The organism is Cellulomonas sp. T2.31MG-18 (assembly GCF_964266755.1).
GTDB lineage: Bacteria > Actinomycetota > Actinomycetes > Actinomycetales > Cellulomonadaceae > Cellulomonas.
This window is the reverse complement of sequence record NZ_CAXWGW010000002.1, coordinates 827,435-848,367: the sequence shown is the minus strand read 5'-3', so window position 1 is coordinate 848,367 and position 20,933 is coordinate 827,435. Positions and strand designations below refer to the sequence as shown.

Below are 20,933 nucleotides of genomic sequence, written 5' to 3'. Positions count from 1 at the left end.
ACAACCATGCAGACCCATCAGTACGACGTGGTGATCGTCGGCGCCGGCGGCGCCGGCATGCGGGCGGCGCTCGAGTCGTCCACCCGCGCGCGGACGGCGGTCATCTCCAAGCTCTACCCCACCCGGTCCCACACGGGCGCAGCGCAGGGCGGCATGTGCGCCGCGCTCGCCAACGTCGAGGAGGACAACTGGGAGTGGCACACCTTCGACACCGTCAAGGGCGGTGACTACCTGGTCGACCAGGACGCCGCCGAGGTGATGGCCAAGGAGGCCATCGACGCGGTGCTCGACCTGGAGAAGATGGGCCTGCCGTTCAACCGCACGCCCGAGGGCCGGATCGACCAGCGCCGCTTCGGCGGCCACACCCGCAAGCACGGCGAGGCACCGGTGCGCCGGGCCTGCTACGCGGCGGACCGCACCGGCCACATGATCCTGCAGACGCTGTACCAGAACTGCGTGAAGCAGAACGTCGAGTTCTACAACGAGTTCTACGTGCTCGACCTGCTGGTGGACCACGACCTCGCGGCCGGCCACGTGCCCGAGGGCGAGGAGGTGCACGCCTCGGGCGTCGTCGCGTACGACCTGGCCAGCGGCGAGATCCACGTGTTCCAGGCCAAGTCCGTCATCCTGGCCACGGGTGGCGCCGGCAAGATCTTCAAGACGACGTCGAACGCGCACACCCTGACCGGTGACGGCATCGCCCTCGCGTACCGCCGCGGCATCCCGCTGGAGGACATGGAGTTCTTCCAGTTCCACCCGACGGGTCTGGCCGGGCTCGGCATCCTGCTGTCCGAGGCGGCCCGCGGTGAGGGCGCGATCCTGCGCAACAGCGAGGGCGAGCGCTTCATGGAGCGCTACGCACCGACGATCAAGGACCTGGCGCCCCGCGACATCGTCGCTCGGTCGATGGCCAACGAGGTGCGCGAGGGACGTGGTGCAGGGCCGAACAAGGACTACGTCCTGCTCGACCTGACCCACCTCGAGCCGGCGCACATCGACGCCAAGCTGCCGGACATCACCGAGTTCGCCCGCACGTACCTCGGCGTCGAGCCCTACACCGAGCCCATCCCGGTGTACCCGACGGCCCACTACCTGATGGGCGGCGTGCCGACCAACATCCGTGGCGAGGTGCTGCGCAACGAGACCGACGTGATCCGCGGGCTGTACGCCGCCGGCGAGTGCGCGTGCGTGTCGGTGCACGGCTCCAACCGGCTCGGCACCAACTCGCTGCTGGACATCAACGTCTTCGGCAAGCGGTCCGGCATCGCCGCCTCCGAGTACGCCGCGGACGCCGAGTGGGTGGACCTGCCGGAGAACCCGGCCGAGTCGGTCGAGGCCGAGCTCGAGGGCATCCGCACCCGGCCGGACGGCGAGCGGGTGGCGGACATCCGCCGCGACCTGCAGCAGACGATGGACACCAATGCCCAGGTGTTCCGCACCGCGGAGTCCCTGACGCAGGCGCTGGAGGACGTCAAGGCGCTGCAGAAGCGGTACCAGGCCGTCTCCGTGCAGGACAAGAGCCGCACCTTCAACACGGATCTCCTCGAGGCGGTGGAGCTCGGCTTCCTGCTCGACATCGCCGAGACCGTGGTGGTCGGTGCCCTCAACCGCAACGAGTCGCGCGGCGGCCACTTCCGCGAGGACTTCCCCAAGCGGGACGACGCCGGCTACATGCGCCACACGCTCGCCTACCGCCGTCCGCTGTCGGTGGACCCGGCACAGACGGACGGTGACCAGGAGGGCTCGTTCCACCGCGTCACGCCGTTCGACGACTACCAGCTGGTCCTGGGCTCGAAGCCCGTCACCGTCACCCGCTACCAGCCGATGGAGCGCAAGTACTGATGACAGCAACCATGGACAAGCCCGCCGCCTCCGGCGCCCCCATGGGCGAGGTGCCGACGTTCGAGGTGCGGCTGAAGATCCGCCGCTACCAGCCCGCGGACGCCGAGCCGGCGCCCTACGGCGAGGTCGCGGAGCAGGGCCCCTCGACGTGGCAGGAGTTCGTGGTGCAGGTGCACGGCACCGACCGCGTGCTCGACGCCCTGCACAAGGTGAAGTGGGAGCAGGACGGATCGCTCACGTTCCGCCGCTCGTGCGCCCACGGCGTGTGCGGCTCGGACGCGATGCGGATCAACGGCCGCAACCGGCTCGCGTGCAAGACGCTGCTCAAGGACCTGGACCCGACCAAGCCGATCGTCATCGAGCCGATCAAGGGCCTGACCGTGATCAAGGACCTCGTGGTCGACATGGAGCCGTTCTTCGCCTCCTACCGCGAGATCATGCCGTTCCTCATCACCTCGGGGAACGAGCCGACCCGCGAGCGTCTGCAGTCGCCGACCGAGCGGGCGCGCTACGACGACACCACCAAGTGCATCCTGTGCGCCTGCTGCACGTCGAGCTGCCCGGTGTTCTGGAACGACGGCCAGTACTTCGGCCCCGCCGCGATCGTCAACGCGCACCGGTTCATCTTCGACAGCCGTGACGAGGGCGGCTCGCAGCGTCTGGAGATCCTCAACGACAAGGAAGGCGTGTGGCGCTGCCGCACCACCTTCAACTGCACCGAGGCCTGCCCCCGCGGCATCGAGGTGACCAAGGCGATCGCCGAGGTCAAGCGCGCGATGATCACCCGGGCCTTCTGAGCGTCGGCCTCCTGCAGCTCAGCCTCCCGAGCCGACCTTCGCGCCCTCCGGCGCGGGGGTCGGCTCCGGCTGTGTCAGGGGCGGGTTCGCGGTCCAGGCCGCGGCGAGCAGGACGATCCGCGACACCAGGTTGATCCACAGCAGCAGCACCACGATGACGGCGAACGACGCCAGCACGGGGTTGTGGCGCACGCTGCCGGACACCACCGACGTACCGAGCACGCGGACCACGCCCAGACCGACGCCCGCGATGGCGGCGCCCCCGATCAGGTCCTTGCGTGGCGGTGACTCACCGGCGAGGACCTTGACCACGACGACGAACGTCACCGCGTCGACGACGAAGGTCACGGCGATGCCGAGCACCCGGCCGGCGAACCGCGCCATCGCACCCCAGCCGACCGCGCCGAGCAGCCAGTCCGCCGCAGAGGTCAGCGCGAGGCCGAGCACGGCGGACACCAGCACCGCGAGGCTCATGGCCGCGAACCCGCCGAGCTCCCGCAGCTTGTTCGACAGGGTGCTGCCCTGCTGCATCCGCCCGAACATCGCCCGGACGCTGGTCTGGAGCGCGCCGACCGCCGACAGCGCGCTGAGCACCAGCGTGACCAGCGCGACGATCCCGGCCACCGAGAGACCGGCCGAGAGCCGGAGCTGGTCGGGCTTGATGACCCCCTTGCCGTCGCCGGTGTCGATCAGTCCAGGCAGGGTGTTCGCCACCGTGCCGATCACCCTGTCGTGCACGGCCTTGTTGCGGCCGAGCACCAGCATGAACACCGACCACCCGAGGGTGAGCGCCGAGAAGACCGCGAACAGGGCCGCGTAGGCGATGCCGCCGGTCAGCAGCCCCCCGCCGGCGGCACCGAACCGCGAGTTCGCCCGGCCGGCACGACTGCGCTGCCACCACGCGAGCAGGCGCTTGACCCGCTCCACGAGCCCGGACCACCCCCCGGTACCGGATCGCTGGGCGGCGGCACCGGCCCCGGCGGGATCCGGGGCGGCGGCCGCGGCGCGCGCATGTGCAGCGCCGGAGCCGGCCGGAGGCTCGACGGTCGGGTCGGTCTGATGGTCCACGGGCCGACCCTAGGTCGGCCGCACCACCCTGGCATCCGGTGCTGCGGGCTGCGGAGCGCCCGCACGGGCGGAGCCGCCGCGCAACCGGAACGTGCGGACGGCGCACCACGTCCCGTCGTCGTCCTGCTCGTAGCGGCTGAACCCCGTCACCACGAAGGTCGCCTCGAAACCGGAGAGCCGGTCGAAGACCTCGTCCAGCACCGGCTCCGGCACACCGTGCGCCACCGTGACGTGCGGGTGGTACGGGAACCGCACGGGCGTGGCCAGCGGACCTTGACGGATCCCACGCTCGAGCTGTTCGCAGTCGGAGATGCCTCGGCTCAGCTGCAGGAACACGACGGGCGTCACCGGCCGGAACGTGCCGGTCCCCCGCAGCTGCACCACGAAGGGGCGGTGCGCGGACGCGACCGCCGCCAGGTGCGCGTCCACCTCGTCGAGCACACCGGCGACGAGGTCCGTCGGACCGAGCAGCGTGATGTGCGGTGCGATGGCGTGCGCCTCCGGGTCGCCGGTGGCGATGCGCTCGGCGCGCAGCACGGGACCGTGCGGCTCGGGGACGCCGACGACGACGCCGATCCGCACCACGCCGGGCGGCACGGTCATCGGCGCCCTCGGCGGGCGAGCAGACCGGACCGCTCGTAGAGCCGGTCGAGGGTGACGGCCGCGATGTCGCGGGCCTTGCCGGCGCCCTCCGCGAGCACCTCGTCGAGCGCCGCGGGGTCGGCGAGGAAGTGCTGCACCCGCTCCTGGAACGGGGTGAGGAAGTCGACCACGACCTCGGCGAGGTCCTTCTTCAGGTCGCCGTAGCCGCGGCCCTCGTACTCGGCCTCGAGCTGCGGCACCGAGCGGTCCGTCAGTGCGGAGAAGATCGTCAGCAGGTTGGCGATGCCGGGCTTGGCGACCGGGTCGAAGCGGATCTCCCGCTCGGTGTCGGTCACCGCGGAGCGGATCCGCTTGGCGACCACCTTGGGGTCGTCGAGCAGCTCGATCAGCCCGTTGGGGCTCGCCGCAGACTTGCTCATCTTGGCCGTGGGGTCCTGCAGGTCGTAGATCTTCGCCGTGCTCTTGACGATGAACGCCTCGGGCACCACCACCGACCCGGCCCCGAGCCGGGCGTTTAGCCGCTGGGCGAGCGTCCGGCTGAGCTCCAGGTGCTGGCGCTGGTCCTCCCCCACCGGGACGAGGGCCGTGTCGTACAGCAGGATGTCGGCGGCCATCAGCACCGGGTAGGTGAAGAGGCCGACGTTGGTGCCCTCGGTGCCGTGGCGCGTCGACTTGTCCTTGAACTGGGTCATGCGACCCGCCTCGCCGAACCCGGTGTGGCAGGACAGGAGCCACGCGAGCTCGGCGTGCTCCGGCACGTGGGACTGGACGAACAGCATCGACCGCGCCGGGTCGACCCCCGCCGCCAGGTACTGGGCCGCCGTGCGACGGGTGCGCTCGCGCAGCACCGCGGGGTCCGGGCCGACGGTCAGGGCGTGCAGGTCGACGACGCAGTAGATCGCGTCGTGGTCCTCCTGCAGCGCCACCCACTGCGTCAGGGCTCCGAGGTAGTTGCCCAGGTGCAGCGAGTCGGAGGTCGGCTGCATCCCCGAGAACACCCGGGGCATGCCGGCGGTCAGCATCTGCGTGTCTCTCCTCATGTTGCCTCGTCGTCGTACGGCGCCGGTCCCGCGAGACCGACCTCGGACGACGGTACCGGCGAGCCGGTGGCACTCGTCGCCGGGCGGCCCACGGGGCCCGCGGGACCCCGCCCGGAGCCCGGCCCGTCGTCCAGCAGCGCCTCGCGCACGATGCGGCGCGGGTCGTAGCGACGGGGGTCCAGCGCCTCCCAGTCGATGCCGGTGTCGCCGAGCTCGGAGTCGACCCGCGCGCGCGCGTCCGACGCCAGCTGGCGCAGGCCCCGTGCCCAACGGGCGAGCTGCTCGGCGTAGGCGGGCAGGCGTTCGGGCCCCACGACGAGGGCCACGACGACGAGCAGGATGATCAGCTCGCCACCGTTGATACCGAACACCGGCCAAGGCTACCCCGCAGGGATCGGCGCCCCCGGATGCCGGCGACCCGCTCGGTCCGCGGTCAGGGACCTGCCAGCACGTGCGCGACGGTCGACCAGCCACGACCGATCCGAGCCGGCACGCCGTCGTCGAACGGCGTCGCGGGGAAGGCGGCCACGAGGGCCTCGACGCTGTCGTCGCGCGAGGCCGAGACCACCTCGACCACGCTGCCCTCGGACTGCCACACGAGGTGCCGCGGCGACGTGGAGAGCACGTACACGACCCGGCCGTCCACCTGGTGCACCGCCACCCCGTGCAGCGCCGCGGTGTCCAGCCGCCCCTGCCTCTCGGTGACGACGACCGTGGCGCCTGTCGGACCGGTCAGGTCGAGCTCGACCGACGTCCCCGCCGGGTCGCCCCGGACCGCCGCGACCGCCCATCCTGCGGGCAGCTGCGGAGCGGTCCAGCCGCTGCCCGCGAGCGCGTCGACCGACGACGTCGACGTGGTGCGCACGGTGCCACCGGCGGACGGCGCCGGGGCGGCCGCCTGCCCGAGCAGCCCGAGCGCGACGGCCGGATGGTCCGTGGGCACGACCGCGGGTCGGGCCCCGAGTGCGAACAGCCCCGTCGCGGCCAGCCCGAGCCCGGCAACCGCTCCGACCACGAGGCGGCTCGGCGACCTGCGTGCGGTCACCTCGCCGCGCAACGCACGGGACTGACCGCGGAGACCGAGGGCGCCGACCGCCGGACGCAGCGTGAACGCGGAGGCCAGCTCCTCGGAGCGCGGGGCGGCGAACGGGTCGCGCGGCGCGGGGCGGCGCTCGGGTGCCGGCGCCAGGGACAGGAGCCGCGCCGTCAGGTCGGGTGCGGGGTCGACGGGACCGGCGGCGGAGGCAAGCACGTCCCGCGCACGCCGGGCGGCCGCGAGCTCGCCGGCGCAGCGTGGGCACCCGGCGACGTGCGCGAGCGCCCGCTCCGTCTCCGCGACGGACAGCTGGTGGTCGACCAGCGCGCTGATCCGCGAACCGAGGTGGGTCATCCCCGCGCCCCCGCGACGGGTGCGCCCCCGGTGTCGCCGCCGAGCGCGAGCCCGACCGGCCCGGCGTCGTCCGCCTGCGGCCGCCGGTGCTCGAGCGACACCCGGAGCCGTGCCCGCGCACGGTGGATGCGCGAGCGGACCGTGCCGAGCTTGATCCCGAGCGTGACCGCGATCTCCTCGTAGGAGAGCCCCTCGATGTCGCAGAGCACCACGGCGGCGCGGTACTCCGGTGGCAGCTCGTCCAGCGCCCGCTGCACGTCCTGGTCGAGGTTGCCGTGCTCGAAGGCGCGCTCGGGCGAGGCGAGCTCGTCCGACGTGGTCCACCGCTCGGTGTCGTCGCCCATCGCGTCGATCCGGATGCGCTTGCGGCGACGCGCCTGGTCGAGGAAGAGGTTCGTGGTGATCCGGTGCAACCAGCCCTCGAACGTGCCGGGCACGTAGGAGTCGAGCGAGCGGAACACCCGGACGAAGGTCTCCTGCGTCAGGTCCTCGGCGTCGTGCCGGTTGCCGGTGAGCCGGTAGGCGAGCCTGTACACCCGAGCAGAGTTGTCCCGGACGATCGCCTCCCACGTCGGGGCCTGCCACTCGGCGGGCTGCGTGGTCATCTGGTCCAGGTCCTCCTCCGGGCGGGTGGCCCGTTCGACGTCGACGGCCGGGTGTTGTCGTCTCGTGGGTCGTCCGACGATCCTCCCAGGGCCGAGCGGCTTCCCACCACTGCGCAACGTCCTGAGCGGCCGATCGGTTCCGCCTCCGCCGGCCCTGGACGCAGCACCGATACGCTGACCCGCGGAAACGCCATCAGGAGGTCACCATCCCCACCGACAAGGCCCAGAGCTGGGTCTACTGCGAGGAGTTCGTCCCCGAGGACGACGTGCTGCGCCGTGCCCGCGAGCGCGCCGACCAGCTCGGCTGCACCCCGGTGCTGCCGGGCACCGGCGCCGCGCTGCAGGTGCTCGCGGCTGCCAGCCGCGCCCGTGCGGTGGTGGAGATCGGCACGGGCGCCGGTGTCAGCGCCCTCTACCTGCTGCGCGGCATGCCCGCGGACGGCGTGCTCACCACGATCGACGTCGAGGTGGAGAACCAGCGCGCCGCCAAGGAGGCGTTCGCGGAGGAGGGTGTGCGGCCCACCCGTACGCGCACCATCTCCGGGCGGGCGCTCGACGTGCTGCCCCGGCTGACGGACGGTGCGTACGACCTCGTCCTGGTGGACGCGGACAAGGTGTCCTACCCCGCCTACGTCGAGCAGGCCGTGCGCCTGCTGCGGTCCGGCGGCGTGCTCGCCGTGGACAACGCGCTGTGGCACGACCGCGTGGCCGACCCGGCACGTCGCGACGAGACGACGACGGTCGTCCGCGAGGTCGGTCGCACGGTCCGCGACGACGCTCGGCTGATCTCGACGCTGCTGCCCAGCGGTGACGGGCTGCTGGTGGCCGTCCGCCGCTGACGCGGCGTCCGACGGCCGGTCAGCTGAGGTCGGCCAGGTACTGCAGCAGCAGGCGAGCGCCGTAGCCCGTGGCCCCGGCCGTCACCTCGTGGGCGTCGGCGGTGGCCCGTGCGGTGCCGGCGACGTCCAGGTGCGCCCACCGGCGCGTGCCGACGAAGCGCTGCAGGAACAGGGCCGCGAACACCGAGCCGCCGCCCATGTGCTTGTCCCGCGCGGTCTGGCGCACGTCCGCGACGTCGGAGCGGAGCGAGTCCTGGTACTCCGCCGACAGGGGCATCGGCCACGCGAGCTCACCGGTCGCCTGGCCGGCGGCGGTCAGCGCCCGCACGAGGTCGTCGTCCGTCCCGTAGAGAGCCGCGTGGCCGCGGCCGAGGCCGAGCGTCGCCGCGCCCGTGAGGGTGGCGACGTCGATGAGCACGTCCGGGTCGAGCACCGCGTCGGCGTAGGCGAGGGCGTCGGCGAGGACCATGCGGCCCTCGGCGTCGGTGTTCTGCACCTCGACCGTGGTGCCGCCGTACAGCCGCACCACGTCGTCCGGCCGGTAGGAGGCGGCGCCGACCTGGTTCTCCGCGAGCGGGAGCACCGCCGTGACACGGTGCACCGAGCCGCTGTGCGCGGCGCCGAGCACCGTGGCGAGCGCGACGGCGGCACCCGCCATGTCGGTCTTCATCGGCACCATCGACTCGCGCGGCTTGATCGACAGCCCACCGGTGTCGTACGTGATGCCCTTGCCGACCACCACGACGTGGTGCGCGGCCGGCTGCGGAGGCGTGTACCTCGCGACCACCAGCCGGGGGGTCGAGGCGGAGCCGCCGCCGACCGCGAGGATGCCACCGAACCCCTGGGCGGCCAGCTCGCGGGGGCCCAGCACCTCCACGCTCACGCCGGCGCGCGTGGCCAGCCGACGCGCCTGGTCGGCCACCCACGCCGGGTTCTTCACCCCGGACGGCGTGTTGGCCAGGTCCCGCACCAGCCACGTCGCCGAGGCGGCCGTGCGCGCGGCGACTACGGCCGCACCGACCCGACCGCCGTCGCGGCCCAGCAGCACCAGCTCGGCGGCGGCCTTGGCGGTGTCCTTGTGCGCACCGCTCGGCTGGGCGTACGCGGCGAGGAGGTAGCCCTCGACGAGCGCCCGGGTCCTGCGCGCCACGTCCGACGACGCGGCGTGGTCGTCGTCACCGAGGGTGGTCGCGACCGCGCGCCAGCCGCGGGACGCACGGGCCAGCGCCGCGCCGGCCCGGCGCAGGTCGGTGTCCGAGCCCTGCCCGACCCCGACGAGGACGATCCGCGGGGGAAGGTCCGTCCACGGCAGGGCGACGGCCGAGCCGACCGGCCGTGGCAGCTGCACGACGGAGGACTCCCCGGCTGCGCCGGTCAGGCCGGAGCGCTCCGCCAGCTCCGCCAGGTCGATGCCGTACCGAGCCGCGGCCTGCGCGGTCCCGGAGCCCGCGGCCAACCCCTCGTCACCCTCGCGACCCGGTGCGACCGGCACGGCGACGGCGTCGAGAGAGCCGTCCGTGAGCAGCGGGCTGTCCGCGAGCGCGCTGCCCGACAGCGTGACCGTCGGAGGTGTGCGACGACGTGCCGACGGCGCCATCCCGCCGGCCGGCCTCAGCCGGCGACCGACGTCAGAGCCTGTCCCAGCTCCGCCGCCTCGGTCGCGTTGAGCTCGACCACCAGACGGCCGCCGCCCTCGAGCGGGACGCGCATGACGATGCCACGACCCTCCTTGGTGACCTCCAGCGGTCCGTCGCCGGTCCTCGGCTTCATCGCGGCCATGCGGGGCCTCTCCTTCGGCTGGTGTGACCCGGCCTCCCTGCGCAGGGAGGCGGTTGTCCGGGTCCCATCCTAGGTCACCCGCCCCTTCCGACCGGCCCTCGCACCGTCACGGTGGCCAGTCGCCGTGCGGGTTGAACAGCCACATCGTGCGGATCCACAGCACCTGCAGGCCCACCATGAGGGCCAGCACGGCCCAGAACGCGATCCGCCGGGCACGTTCCGGGCGGGTGACCAGCCCCGCGGTGACCGCACCCATGGGGAACGCCAGCAGGAGGAAGCGGGCGAGGCTGCTCCCCGGCTCGATCACCGCGACGATGTACCCGATGTACGCCGCGGACCAGGTGTGCAGCTCGTTGCCGAGCCGCCAGGCCGCGGGAGCGACGAGCAGCGCGATGGTGAGACCGAACCCCGCGACCACGACGAGGGCCGCCCAAGGCCCGAACCAGAACTGCGGCACGTAGGTCCAGCCGTAGAACGGCGTGGTGGTGCGCACGCCCCTCCACGACTCCTGGGTGAGCAGGTACGCGTTCGGGACCCCGGTCATCCAGCCGCAGATGAGCGGCCACGCGAAGCCGGACACCACCGCGACCGCACCGAGGGCCGCGACGCGCAGCACGTCGCGCAGCGGGAACACCTCGCTCCCCCGGCGGGCGTCGCGCCACCGCACGAGCGCGTGCACCGCGACGACGACGGCCATCGGCAGGGCGACGGCGCGGGCGAAGCCCAACGCCACCACGACCAGCGCCGCCGCGCCGTAGCGCCGTCGCATCAGCAGGTACAGCGAGCCCGCGACCAGCAGCAGGGCGAGCGACTCGGTGTAGCCGGCCTGGAGCACCGGCGACGTCGGGAAGACGCAGACCAGGGCGACGGTCGCCAGCGGCAGCGCCGGCCACGCGGCGACCGCACGGGGCGCGCCGAGGACGACGCAGCGGTGGACGAGGAGGACGGCGCCGGCGCCCAGCAGCGTGGAGACCACCGGGGCGGCCACCTCCCACGGCAGGCGGGTCACCGTCATCACCGCGCGCACGAGTGCGGGGTACAGCGGGAAGAAGGCCCACGCGTTCTGCTGCACCAGACCGTCCACGCCGTGCGGCAGCGTGGCCGGGTAGCCGTGCTCGGCGATCTGCCGGTACCAGGACCCGTCGAACATCAGGCCGACGAACTTCCAGTACGACGGGTGCCCGGGCGTCCAGAGGTTCGGCAGCTGCAGCCGCGCCACCCAGACGAACACCGCCGCGGTGAACAGCCGGGTCAGCCCGAACAGTGCGAGGACCTGACCCCACCAGGGCCAGCTGCGCGGGTCCGTCCGGGCGCGCCGGAGCGACGGCGACGGTTCGAGCACCACGCCGCTACCAGCCGGTGCTCGGGGTGGACGTGGCGTCAGCCTCCCCGCGCACGGCGGCCTCCTCCTGCGCCCTCAGCTCGGCCCCGCGGCGCACGACGATCTCGACCGCCTCGTCGGGGTCGTCCGTCAGCCGCAGCAGGTCGGCGTCCGACGGCCCGACCATGCCGCGGTCGGTGACGGTGCTGCGGATCCAGTCGAGCAGGCCGCCCCAGTAGTCGGTGCCCATCAGCACGATGGGGAACCCGACGACCTTGTGCGTCTGCACCAGGGTCAGCGCCTCGAACAGCTCGTCCAGGGTGCCGAACCCGCCCGGCAGCACCACGAACCCCTCGGCGTACTTGACGAACATCGTCTTGCGGGCGAAGAAGTACCGGAAGTTGACGCCGAGGTCGACCCACTTGTTCATGCCCTGCTCGAAGGGCAGCTCGATGCCGAGCCCCACGGACAGCCCGCCGGCCTGCGCAGCGCCCTTGTTGGCGGCCTCCATCACGCCCGGACCACCGCCGGTGATCACCGCGTAGCCGGCGCGCGCCAGGCTCGCCGCCACGCGGCGCGCCAGCTCGTACTCCGGCCGGCCCTTGCGGATCCGCGCCGAGCCGAACACGCTCACCGCGGGCCCGACCTCGGCCAGCGCCCCGAAGCCCTCGACGAACTCGCTCTGGATCCGCATCACCCGCCAGGGGTCGTCGTGCAGCCAGCTGACGCGGTCACCCCTGGTCAGCAGGCGCTGGTCGGACGTGGTGGAAGGGATCTGCGGACCGCGCAGCAGCACGGGGCCCCGGCGGTACTCGGTGATGTCCTTGCGGCGGCGCCCGTCGCCCGAGCGTGCGACCTCGTGCCCGTCGGCGCCCTGGTCCGCCTCAGACCGTCCTGCCTGCGAGGAGCCGCGTGCGCCGCGGTCCTCGCCCTGCTGCTCGTCCATGGGGGGCACTCTAGGGCCGCGACCCTGGAGCGACCTGGCGGGTCAGCCGACGAGCCACGCCCGCAGCGCGGCGTGCACCTGCTCGATCTGGGCCACCGGGCAACGCTCGTCGCGCGCGTGCGCGAGCAGCGGGTCGCCGGGGCCGAAGTTCACCGCCGGCACCCCGAGCGCGCTGAAGCGGGCGACGTCCGTCCAGCCGAGCTTCGCCACCGGCGCGCGGCCCGTCGCGCCGAGCACGGCGGCCGTGAAGTCGCGGGCGGCCGGCTCGTCGAGCCCCGGCAACGCTCCCGCAGCGGCGTCCACGACGATGACGTCGTAGCCGGCCATCACGTCGCGCACGTGCGCCTCCGCCTCGGCCACCGAGCGCGTGGGGGCGAACCGGTAGTTCACCGTGACGACGCACCGGTCCGGGATGACGTTGGCGGCCGTGCCGCCGGAGACGAGGACGGCGTTGAGGCCCTCCTTGTACTCCAGCCCGTCGACCGTCACGGTGGCGGGCTGGTACGCCTCGAGGCGCCGGAGCAGCTCACCGGCGCGATGGATAGCGTTCACCCCCATCCAGGCGCGGGCGGAGTGGGCGGCGACACCCGGGACGACGACCTCGACCCGCAGCGTGCCGTTGCAGCCGCCCTCGACGCCGCCCGCCGTGGGTTCGCCGAGGATCGCGAAGTCCGCCGCCAGCCAGTCCGGGTGCGCTGCGGCGACCCGGCCCAGACCGTTCAGGTCGGCGGCGACCTCCTCGTGGTCGTAGAAGACCCACGTGACGTCGTGCACCGGTGCCGAGAGCTCGGCGGCGAGCGCGAGCTGGACGGCGACCCCCGCCTTCATGTCCACGGTGCCGCGGCCCCAGAGCACCGCGTCGGCGCCGGAGCCCTCGACGTGGCTCGGGACGTTGTCCGCGATCGGCACGGTGTCCAGGTGCCCGGCGACGGCGACGCGCCGCGGCCGGCCCAGCCGCGTGCGCGCCACCACGGTGTCGCCGTCCCGGAGCACCTCGAGGTGCGGCTGCGCCCGCAGCGCCCGTTCGACGAGGTCGGCCAGAGCCCCCTCCTCGCCGCTGACCGACGGGACGTCGCAGAGGGCGCGGGTCAGCGTGAGCAGGTCCGCCGTGAGATCGAGGTCGGTCACGGGGCGACCCTAGCCACTCCCGGCGGTGGTACCGCGGCGGCCCCGGTCAGCGGGAGTGCGCCGCGATGAACGCCAGCAGGTAGGCCTTCGAGTCGCCGTTGTCGATCGACGTGTCCGGCAGCTGCTGGGCGGCGGTCCAGGCGGCGGCCGCCTCCTTGCCGCCGGCCATCGACCGGTACATGAGCAGGTAGTCGCCGAACTGCACGCCGTACCCGTTCGGCGCCGCCTCGTCGACCGCGGCAGTGATCCGCGCCGGGTCGACGCCCTGGGCCAGCCAGCCGGACGCCGGGTTCATCGGGATCAGCTGGATGCCGAGCATCGCGCCGGGCTCCGGGCTGAACCACGTGGCGTAGTCGCGCTTGCCGCCCCAGTTCATGGCGACCACCTTGTGCTGGAACCCGCTGAACGCCGACAGGTCGGGAGCCGTCCAGTACGCGCGGACCGAGGCGGCCTCCGTGGACATCAGCCAGGTGGCCTCCGTCCCGAGCGCGTCCTGGCCGCTCGCCGCGGCCCACAGGCCGAGACCGTTCCAGGCGTTCACCGCCTCGGAGCCGGACTCCTGGTTGTTCCCGTCCGCGAAGGGTGAGGTGCCCGACGCCCACGAGTGGCCCGTGTAGGGGTCGAAGACGCGCAGCTGCGGGAGCTGGTCGCTGGGCTTCGCCGCCGCGATGTCCTGCGCCACCAGGTCGAGCACGGGCCGCAGTTTGTCCGCGAGGCCCGGGTCGCCCTTCGCGAGCAGCCCGGCTGCCGACAGCAGGTAGCCGTAGTGGAAGTGGTGGTCGTTCAGCTGGTCGGAGCCGAAGGACGGCGTCTTGCCGATCACCGAGCGGACGGAGTCGTCGTACACGAAGCACCGCGCGTCCCTGGTGGTGCAGCCCTTGGGGTCCGCCCACTCCTGGATCGCCTTCTCGGTGCGGGTGCGCAGGTCCGCCACCGCATCCTTGGCACCGACCTGCTCGCCGAGGACGACGAGCGTCGCGGCGCGGTACAGGTTCTTGCCGCCGAAGTAGGTGTCGGAGGCGAAGGCGCCGGTGGAGGCGACGTCGGCGCGCACCTGCGTGGCGATCGCCGCCTTCTGGTCGGCGGCCAGGTGCGACAGGTCGAGGGAGCCGGACGGCGTCGCGAGCGGTGCGTACGCCGTCAGCACCGAGCCGCGGCACAGCGTGAGGTCGCCGTAGATGCTCGGGTAGGTGCCGAGGTCGCAGCCCGTGCGCGCCGGCTGGGTGCCGGTGCGCTGGTGGGGCATCAGGACGTAGGCCGAGGGCGTGCTCTTCGCCGTGCGGTAGGTCAGAGTGGTGCGGGCCACCTGGTCGCCGACGCCGTAGGAGACGTCGACACCGGTGACCGGGTCGGCGGCGGCGCTGGCGAGCTCGGTCGCGGCCTGCGCGGACGCGCCGCGCGGCAGGGGGTACCACGTCGCCGTCTGACCGGGCTGCAGCGAGACCGACGAGCCGTGCAGGGCGCCGCCCGGCACGACCAGCGCCCAGGTGGTGTCACCGACGGTGACGGTCGGCGCGGGACCGTCACCCGCCGCGAAGCCGGCGCCGGCACCGAACGAGACCGCGCGGTCGGCGGTGAACGACGCGAACGGCGACCCCTCGGCCAGCGCGACGTGCCCCAGCCGGCCGCCGCTGGAGTCCAGCAGCGCGACCGTCACGCTCACCGGGTCGGCGGCGATCACCTGGGACGACGCGGCACCCACGTCGACCGTCACGGCCGCGACGTGCGGACCGGCGATCGTCTTCGCGGTGGCCACCGGCTTGGGCGCGCCGAGCTGGAAGCCGCCGCCCGCCAGGGCGAACGACAACGGGAGCGGGAACACCGGCTGCGGCTGGGCGCCGAAGACGAGCCCGGAGTACCACCGGTTGGACGGCGGCACCAGGCCGGGAGCAAGCCGCGGGGCCGTCACGCCCTGCGCGACGGTCGCGTGCGGCACCCCCTTCACCAGGGCAGCGGTGTCCACCTGGGGCACCGGCGCGTCGGCCGGCCCCTGGACCGGGCCCGAGGACTCGCCGGAGGACGACGCCGCACCGAGCCGAGCGCCGCGCGGGCCCCAGGACGACAGGCCGAGGGCGATGGCGGCCATCAGCACGACGGCGGCGACGGAGCTGACGACGACGACGACGCGGCGGCTCAACCGATCAGCCCCTGGACGTAGGTGCGGACCTTGTCGGCGACCGTGGTCACCACCCCGTCGTTGCGCAGCTGGAGCTGGGCGACGACCGGGGTCCCGGCCGTCACCATCCCGTCACCGGCGCCGGACGCCAGGCCCGGGCTCGTCACGTCGACCACCGCCTGCGCCTTGCCGTTGACCGTGGTCACGCGCACCTGGTCCACGGAGCCGACGACCGTACGCTGGTCCGGCAGCACGATGGTCACCGGCTCCTGCTTGCTGACCCGCGCGTACTCCTTGGGGGTGAGCGTGTACTGCGCCTCCACGGTCAGGCTGCCGGCGCGCTGCACCGTGCCCAGCTGGCCGCCGGCCTGGACGAAGCTGCCGGGCTGGGCCTGGAGCTGCGTCACCGTGCCGTCCTCGGCGGCCTGCACCACCAGGTGGCCCGCCTTGTCCACGACGGTCGCGTCGGGCACCTGACCGGCGCCCTGCGCACGGGCCTGCGACAGCGTCGCGGAGTCGATGGTGAACAGGGTGTCCCCCTTGTGCACCTGGTCGCCGACCTTCACGGGCCGGTCCAGCACGATGCCGGCGTACGGAGCGCCGACGGCGATCTCCTGACCGACGATCTGCGCCGACGTGCTCGTGGCACGCCCGCGGTTCTCGTTGAGCTTGTAGGTGGCCAGTGCGGCCAGGACGAGGACGAGCACGACGCCGAACAGGAGTCGCAGGCGGGAAGCCCAGGTCATGCGGCACCTCCGGTGAGGATCAGGTCGGGGTCCTGCTGCGCGGCGGCGCGGACGGCACGGCGACCGCTGCGGCGGGCGAGCCGGGCGGCGCGACGGGCGCGGCGCGCCTCGCGCAGGGCGGTGACGAGGAAGCCACCGAGGATCAGGGTGTTGGTGATGTTCCAGGCGAGCGCCAGGCTCGGGTAGCCGTTGCTGACGTCCTTCCAGACGCCGACGACCGTGGTGACCGCGAGCAGCACGAACATCAGCACCTGCGGCTGGATGAAGGCGAAGGGCGAGCGGTACGCGCCCTTCTTGCCCGTGACGTGCCACACCTGCTCGCGACGCAGCAGCGCGTTGACCAGGGCCCGCAGGTAGATCGGGAAGGACACGGAGGCCAGCAGCAGCACCTCCCAGCGGAACGAGCCGAGGGTGTAGAAGGCCAGCAGCACCTGCAGCACGTAGAAGCCCGCGTAGTACAACGCCCACGTCAGGGGCGTCAGGTGCAGGTTCATCGGCGTCATGTCGAAGTAGATCTGCAGCGGCGGCACCAGCAGCAGGAGCGCCGGTGCGATGCCCGTCAGGTAGTGCGTCGCGGTGACGGTGTACTGGACCTTCTGGTCCACCGTCAGGCCGCGACCGCGCCGCCACGGCCAGCGCTGCAGCATGATCTCGAAGCCGCCCGTCGCCCACCGCAGCTGCTGCTTGGTGTACGCCTCGACGGTCTCGGGGGTGTCGCCGACGGCGAGCGCCGTGGGGATGTAGACGGACCGCCACCCGCGCTCGTGCAGGCGCAGCGAGGTCCACACGTCCTCGGACTTCGAGTCGGCGTACATGCCTCCCACGGAGTCGATCGCGGCGCGGCGGAACACGACGTTGGTGCCCACGCAGAACGCGGCGTTGAACCGGTTCCGGCCCGGCTGGATGAAGCGGTAGAAGACCGACTGCATGTAGCCGGCGCCCCGGGAGATGATCGAGTCGAGGTTGCCGTACACCTGCGGGGTCTGGACGAACGCGACGTCGTCCTCCGCGAAGAAGGGGACCGTCTCGTGCAGGAACGACGGGTCCGGCACGAAGTCGGCGTCGAAGATCGCGAACAGCTCGGCCTTGCTCAGCGACAGCGCGTGGTTGATGTTCCCGGCCTTGGCGCCGGTGTGGGCGAGCCGGCGCACGTAGCGGGCGCCCAGCTCGGCTGCGAGGTCGCGGACGTCGTCGTCGTCACCGTCGTCGAGCACCCAGACGACGTGCGCGCCCTGCATCGCCATCGCCGCACTGACCGTGCGACGGATGGTCGACAGGTCCTCGCCGTAGGTGGTGACGAAGACGTCGACGTCCACCACGCGGTCCTTGAGGAACATCCGCCATGCCCACGGGGTGTCCTCCGCACGGTCGCGCAGGATCTCGGCCATCTCGTAGAGCCGGTCCTGCGCGTGGTGGAAGGCGAAGTTCCGCGGGTTGTCGCCACCGGCGAGGATCGTCCACATCGCCAGCAGGGCGTGCACGACGAGCACCGCCTCGGCCGCCATCACCATCACGTACGGCAGCCAGTCGCCCCGGTTGGACGGGTTCAGCAGGAAGACGGCGTACAGGACGACGCCTGCCGCGGCCGCCAGCACGAGCAGCACCAGCGACGGGCTCCGTGCCGCGTCGTTCTCGGCGCTCGGGGCAGGAACCTCGTACGGCTCGTCCGTCGCGCGCGGCTCGCTCATCAGCCGCCCGAAGGTCGTGGTCACCGGTCCTCCATCGTCGTCGTCCAGGGCGCGAAGGAGAGACTCCTTCGCGGATGGGCGGCGTCATCGGCGCCGGTCGGCGGACGACCTGCCCTCGAAGGCTCCGAGGACCGTCTCGCTGGGACCTGGATGGCCCTGCAGCGCCCGCACTTGCGTGTCTCGACCCTGGGGCGGCAAACCGGGCATGTCTACCCGAGACGACGTGAAACACGTCACGAAAGAACGGTCAGAACGGACGTATCAGGCGTCTGACCTGCATGGACAGGCGTCCAGATTCGGCGCCGGCACGACGTCGTGCGAGGCCGCTGGTTCTCACGATGTGGGACGCCGGAGACCGACGGCCCTTGACCACGGCTCAGAGGCGCAGGCTCGCGGTGCTGGCCCGGATCGGCGCCGGCAGCTCGCTGGTGCCGGTCCCCGACAGGTACGCGTCCACGGCGCGGGCCGCCGCACGGCCCTCGGCGATGGCCCACACGATCAGCGACTGGCCACGGCCGGCGTCCCCGGCGACGAACACCCCGGGCACGTCCGTCGCGAACTCGTCGTCGCGTGCCAGCGTGCCGCGGCCCGTCAGCGTCACGCCGAGCTGCTCCAGCAGCGGGCTCTGCTCCGGCCCGGTGAAGCCCATCGCCAGGAGCACCAGCTGGGCCGGCAGGTCGCGCTCCGTGCCCGGCACCGGGGCGATCCGTCCGTCCACCAGCTCGACGTCCACCAGCCGCAGCGCACGCACCGCGCCCTGGCCGTCCGCCAGCACCTCCTGGGTGCTGACCGCGTAGACGCGCTCGCCGCCCTCCTCGTGGGCGCTCGCGACGCGGAACACGTTCGGGTACGTCGGCCAAGGCTGGCCGGCGGACCGGTCCTGCGGCGGCCGCGGCATGATCTCCAGCTGCGTCACCGAGCGGGCACCCTGCCGGATCGCGGTGCCCAGGCAGTCCGCACCCGTGTCGCCGCCCCCGATCACCACGACGTCCTTGCCCGTCGCGGTCACCTGACCCGGCACGTCCTCGCCGAGCGCCGCCCGGTTGGCCGGGGGCAGGTACTCCATCGCCTGCAGCACGCCACTCACCTGGCGGCCGGGCACGTCGAGGTCCCTCGGAACGGTCGAGCCGACCGCGAGGACCACCGCGTCGTACCGGGCGCGCAGCTCCACCCCGGACACGTCGGTGCCGACCTCGACGCCCGAGTGGAACCGGGTGCCCTCCTCGCGCATCAGCGCCAAGCGACGGTCGATGACGTCCTTCTCCATCTTGAACTCGGGGATGCCGTAGCGGAGCAGACCGCCCGGCTTGTCCGCCCGCTCGTACACCGCCACGGTGTGACCGGCCCGGGTCAGCTGCTGGGCGGCGGCGAGGCCTGCGGGTCCCGAGCCGATCACCGCGACCGTGTGGCCGGTGTACCAGCGCGGCACCTGCGGCGTGACCAGGCCGCGGGAGTAGGCCTCCTCGATGATGGAGACCTCGACGTTCTTGATGGTGACGGGCGGCTGGTTGATGCCGAGCACGCAGGCCGTCTCGCAGGGTGCCGGGCAGAGCCGACCGGTGAACTCCGGGAAGTTGTTGGTGGCCAGCAGCCGGTCCGTCGCTTCGGGCCACTGGTCGCGCCACACCAGGTCGTTCCACTCCGGGACCAAGTTCCCCAGAGGGCAGCCGTTGTGGCAGAACGGGATGCCGCAGTCCATGCACCTGCCGGCCTGCTGGTGCAGCGTGGCGAGCGCGTCCCGGTCCCCTGCGCGGTGCGCATGGATCTCGCGCCAGTCCAGGATGCGGACGTCGACGGGCCGGTCCGCGGGCAGAGCTCGCTGCCGCACGGTGAGGAACCCTCGGGGATCAGCCACGTCACTTGCCCTTCGATGCAGGCCAGGGCCCCTTTCGGGGGAGCTGGCGGCCCGGGGCACGGAACCGGGCAGGCACCCGTGCCGAGCACACCCTAGACACTGTCCGGACGCCCGCCGAACGGGCCTAGGTCCCGGCCCTAGGCTGGCGGCCATGTCCTCCCGTACCGCCTGGGGCCACGGCCTCGCCACGGTCGCCGACGACGGCACCACCCTGGACGTCTGGTACCCGGCGCCTGCGCTCGGCGCACCGCCCGCCGATCCCGAGCCACCCGCCGAGCTGGCGGCCGCGACGGGCCACGACCCGCTGCGCGGCGTGACGGTCGTCGCGGTGACCACGTCGATCGACCTCGACGCCGCACCCGCCGACTGCGCCGACGCCTACCTGCGGCTGCACCTGCTCTCGCACCGCCTGGTCCGGCCCAACGAGCAGAACCTCGACGGCGTCTTCGGCGTGCTCCCCACGGTGGTCTGGACCTCGGCGGGCCCGTGCGCCGTCGAGGGTTTCGAGCGCACGCGCCTGCGCCTGCGCGCCCGCGGTGCGGTGACGGTCCTGGGCGTGGACAAGTTTCCCCGGATGGTCGACTACGTCGTCCCCGACGGGGTCCGGATCGCCGATGCGGACCGCGTGCGGCTGGGCGCGCACCTCGCACCCGGCACCACCGTGATGCACGAGGGCTTCGTCAACTACAACGCCGGCACTCTCGGCGTCTCCATGGTCGAGGGCCGCATCTCGCAGGGCGTCGTCGTGGACGACGGCTCGGACGTCGGCGGTGGCGCGTCGATCATGGGCACCCTCTCCGGCGGTGGCCGTGAGCGGGTGTCGATCGGGCGGCGGACGCTGCTCGGCGCGAACGCCGGTCTCGGCATCCGGCTCGGCGACGACTGCGTGGTGGAGGCCGGGCTCTACGTCACGGCGGGCACCAAGGTGACGCTGGTCGGGTTCGACGACGAGCCCGGCCAGCAGGTCGTCAAGGCGCGCGAGCTGTCCGGTGCGGACGGCGTGCTGTTCCGTCGCAACTCCCGCACCGGGGCCGTCGAGGCCGTGCGGCGCACCGGGGTGGGCGTGCAGCTCAACGCGGCGTTGCACGCCAACTGATGCCAGGCCGACGCCCCGGGCGTCGATCTCCGCGACGTCGGCGGGGGCGGCGCGTCCTCGCCACGGTCGTCGGG

At 73.0% G+C, this 20,933-nt stretch carries 19 protein-coding genes; 4 read left to right on the top strand and 15 right to left on the bottom strand.

Annotated features, from left to right (window positions below; genetic code table 11):
* The first annotated feature begins 6 nt into the window (after positions 1 to 6).
* Both sdhA and ACFQTY_RS11750 read left to right on the top strand, forming a co-directional pair.
* Positions 7 to 1,842: a succinate dehydrogenase flavoprotein subunit gene (gene sdhA, locus ACFQTY_RS11755; protein ID WP_378100568.1), complete on the top strand. Its 1,836-nt coding sequence runs from the start codon at positions 7 to 9 to the stop codon at positions 1,840 to 1,842.
* Complete coding sequence (locus tag ACFQTY_RS11750) at positions 1,842 to 2,639, top strand: succinate dehydrogenase iron-sulfur subunit (RefSeq protein WP_291763167.1); 798 nt, start codon at positions 1,842 to 1,844, stop codon at positions 2,637 to 2,639. Before sdhA ends, ACFQTY_RS11750 begins: the two co-directional genes overlap by 1 nt.
* Positions 2,640 to 2,657: 18 nt before the next feature.
* Here the strand turns inward: ACFQTY_RS11750 and ACFQTY_RS11745 are convergent, their stop codons facing one another.
* From ACFQTY_RS11745 to sigE, 6 genes are all read right to left on the bottom strand, one after another.
* The gene (locus ACFQTY_RS11745) at positions 2,658 to 3,707 is read right to left on the bottom strand and encodes a YihY/virulence factor BrkB family protein (protein ID WP_378100565.1); all 1,050 of its coding nucleotides are present in this window, start codon (positions 3,705 to 3,707) and stop codon (positions 2,658 to 2,660) included.
* Positions 3,708 to 3,716: 9 nt separating this feature from the next.
* Positions 3,717 to 4,310 carry a 2'-5' RNA ligase family protein gene (locus ACFQTY_RS11740; RefSeq protein ID WP_378100563.1) on the bottom strand — a complete coding sequence of 198 codons (594 nt, stop codon included), beginning with the start codon at positions 4,308 to 4,310 and terminating at the stop codon, positions 3,717 to 3,719.
* Complete coding sequence (trpS, locus tag ACFQTY_RS11735; protein ID WP_337974922.1) at positions 4,307 to 5,350, bottom strand: tryptophan--tRNA ligase; 1,044 nt, start codon at positions 5,348 to 5,350, stop codon at positions 4,307 to 4,309. The genes ACFQTY_RS11740 and trpS overlap by 4 nt, the downstream gene beginning before the upstream one ends.
* Complete coding sequence (locus ACFQTY_RS11730) at positions 5,347 to 5,721, bottom strand: Sec-independent protein translocase TatB (RefSeq protein WP_378100561.1); 375 nt, start codon at positions 5,719 to 5,721, stop codon at positions 5,347 to 5,349. The genes trpS and ACFQTY_RS11730 overlap by 4 nt, the downstream gene beginning before the upstream one ends.
* Before the next feature lie 62 nt (positions 5,722 to 5,783).
* Complete coding sequence (locus tag ACFQTY_RS11725) at positions 5,784 to 6,740, bottom strand: anti-sigma factor family protein (RefSeq protein WP_378100559.1); 957 nt, start codon at positions 6,738 to 6,740, stop codon at positions 5,784 to 5,786.
* Complete coding sequence (sigE, locus tag ACFQTY_RS11720) at positions 6,737 to 7,354, bottom strand: RNA polymerase sigma factor SigE (RefSeq protein WP_378100735.1); 618 nt, start codon at positions 7,352 to 7,354, stop codon at positions 6,737 to 6,739. The genes ACFQTY_RS11725 and sigE overlap by 4 nt, the downstream gene beginning before the upstream one ends.
* Before the next feature lie 197 nt (positions 7,355 to 7,551).
* Here sigE and ACFQTY_RS11715 point away from each other — a divergent pair, with 197 nt between their 5' ends.
* On the top strand, positions 7,552 to 8,184 hold the full coding sequence (locus ACFQTY_RS11715) for an O-methyltransferase (protein WP_378100733.1): 633 nt from the start codon (positions 7,552 to 7,554) through the stop codon (positions 8,182 to 8,184).
* A gap of 19 nt (positions 8,185 to 8,203) precedes the next feature.
* Here ACFQTY_RS11715 and ACFQTY_RS11710 read toward each other — a convergent pair whose 3' ends face one another.
* The 9 genes from ACFQTY_RS11710 to ACFQTY_RS11670 all read right to left on the bottom strand — a co-directional run bounded on the left by ACFQTY_RS11710 (position 8,204) and on the right by ACFQTY_RS11670 (position 19,763).
* Positions 8,204 to 9,781, bottom strand: a complete 1,578-nt coding sequence (locus ACFQTY_RS11710; RefSeq protein WP_378100557.1) for a leucyl aminopeptidase family protein — start codon at positions 9,779 to 9,781, stop codon at positions 8,204 to 8,206.
* A 14-nt stretch (positions 9,782 to 9,795) separates the two neighbouring features.
* Positions 9,796 to 9,963, bottom strand: a complete 168-nt coding sequence (locus ACFQTY_RS11705; protein ID WP_263731687.1) for a DUF3117 domain-containing protein — start codon at positions 9,961 to 9,963, stop codon at positions 9,796 to 9,798.
* A gap of 106 nt (positions 9,964 to 10,069) precedes the next feature.
* The gene (locus tag ACFQTY_RS11700; protein WP_378100555.1) at positions 10,070 to 11,308 is read right to left on the bottom strand and encodes a hypothetical protein; all 1,239 of its coding nucleotides are present in this window, start codon (positions 11,306 to 11,308) and stop codon (positions 10,070 to 10,072) included.
* 4 nt (positions 11,309 to 11,312) lie between these two features.
* Positions 11,313 to 12,230 (bottom strand): TIGR00730 family Rossman fold protein, encoded by a 918-nt coding sequence (locus ACFQTY_RS11695; RefSeq protein ID WP_378100553.1) that lies wholly within the window; start codon positions 12,228 to 12,230, stop codon positions 11,313 to 11,315.
* A gap of 42 nt (positions 12,231 to 12,272) precedes the next feature.
* Positions 12,273 to 13,358, bottom strand: coding sequence for a succinyl-diaminopimelate desuccinylase (gene dapE / locus ACFQTY_RS11690; RefSeq protein ID WP_378100551.1), 1,086 nt, complete (start codon positions 13,356 to 13,358; stop codon positions 12,273 to 12,275).
* Positions 13,359 to 13,404: 46 nt separating this feature from the next.
* On the bottom strand, positions 13,405 to 15,495 hold the full coding sequence (locus ACFQTY_RS11685; protein WP_378100549.1) for a glycosyl hydrolase: 2,091 nt from the start codon (positions 15,493 to 15,495) through the stop codon (positions 13,405 to 13,407).
* Positions 15,492 to 16,220, bottom strand: a complete 729-nt coding sequence (locus ACFQTY_RS11680) for an HlyD family efflux transporter periplasmic adaptor subunit (protein WP_291763192.1) — start codon at positions 16,218 to 16,220, stop codon at positions 15,492 to 15,494. Before ACFQTY_RS11680 ends, ACFQTY_RS11685 begins: the two co-directional genes overlap by 4 nt.
* The gene (locus ACFQTY_RS11675) at positions 16,217 to 17,932 is read right to left on the bottom strand and encodes a glycosyltransferase (protein ID WP_378100546.1); all 1,716 of its coding nucleotides are present in this window, start codon (positions 17,930 to 17,932) and stop codon (positions 16,217 to 16,219) included. The genes ACFQTY_RS11680 and ACFQTY_RS11675 overlap by 4 nt, the downstream gene beginning before the upstream one ends.
* Positions 17,933 to 18,284: 352 nt before the next feature.
* Positions 18,285 to 19,763: a glutamate synthase subunit beta gene (locus ACFQTY_RS11670; RefSeq protein WP_378100544.1), complete on the bottom strand. Its 1,479-nt coding sequence runs from the start codon at positions 19,761 to 19,763 to the stop codon at positions 18,285 to 18,287.
* Positions 19,764 to 19,914: 151 nt separating this feature from the next.
* On the opposite strand from ACFQTY_RS11670, the gene dapD reads away from it, so the two are divergent.
* Positions 19,915 to 20,859, top strand: a complete 945-nt coding sequence (gene dapD, locus ACFQTY_RS11665; protein ID WP_378100542.1) for a 2,3,4,5-tetrahydropyridine-2,6-dicarboxylate N-succinyltransferase — start codon at positions 19,915 to 19,917, stop codon at positions 20,857 to 20,859.
* The last annotated feature ends 74 nt before the right edge of the window (positions 20,860 to 20,933 follow it).

Excerpts from the sequence above, each read along its gene's own strand:
- sdhA (WP_378100568.1), top strand. The coding sequence starts at position 7 with ATGCAGACCCATCAGTACGACGTGGTGATCGTCGGCGCCGGCGGCGCC.
- ACFQTY_RS11750 (WP_291763167.1), top strand. The coding sequence starts at position 1,842 with ATGACAGCAACCATGGACAAGCCCGCCGCCTCCGGCGCCCCCATGGGC.
- ACFQTY_RS11740 (WP_378100563.1), bottom strand. The coding sequence starts at position 4,310 with ATGACCGTGCCGCCCGGCGTGGTGCGGATCGGCGTCGTCGTCGGCGTC.
- trpS (WP_337974922.1), bottom strand. The coding sequence starts at position 5,350 with ATGAGGAGAGACACGCAGATGCTGACCGCCGGCATGCCCCGGGTGTTC.
- ACFQTY_RS11725 (WP_378100559.1), bottom strand. The coding sequence starts at position 6,740 with ATGACCCACCTCGGTTCGCGGATCAGCGCGCTGGTCGACCACCAGCTG.
- ACFQTY_RS11710 (WP_378100557.1), bottom strand. The coding sequence starts at position 9,781 with ATGGCGCCGTCGGCACGTCGTCGCACACCTCCGACGGTCACGCTGTCG.
- ACFQTY_RS11705 (WP_263731687.1), bottom strand. The coding sequence starts at position 9,963 with ATGGCCGCGATGAAGCCGAGGACCGGCGACGGACCGCTGGAGGTCACC.
- ACFQTY_RS11695 (WP_378100553.1), bottom strand. The coding sequence starts at position 12,230 with ATGGACGAGCAGCAGGGCGAGGACCGCGGCGCACGCGGCTCCTCGCAG.
- ACFQTY_RS11680 (WP_291763192.1), bottom strand. The coding sequence starts at position 16,220 with ATGACCTGGGCTTCCCGCCTGCGACTCCTGTTCGGCGTCGTGCTCGTC.
- dapD (WP_378100542.1), top strand. The coding sequence starts at position 19,915 with ATGTCCTCCCGTACCGCCTGGGGCCACGGCCTCGCCACGGTCGCCGAC.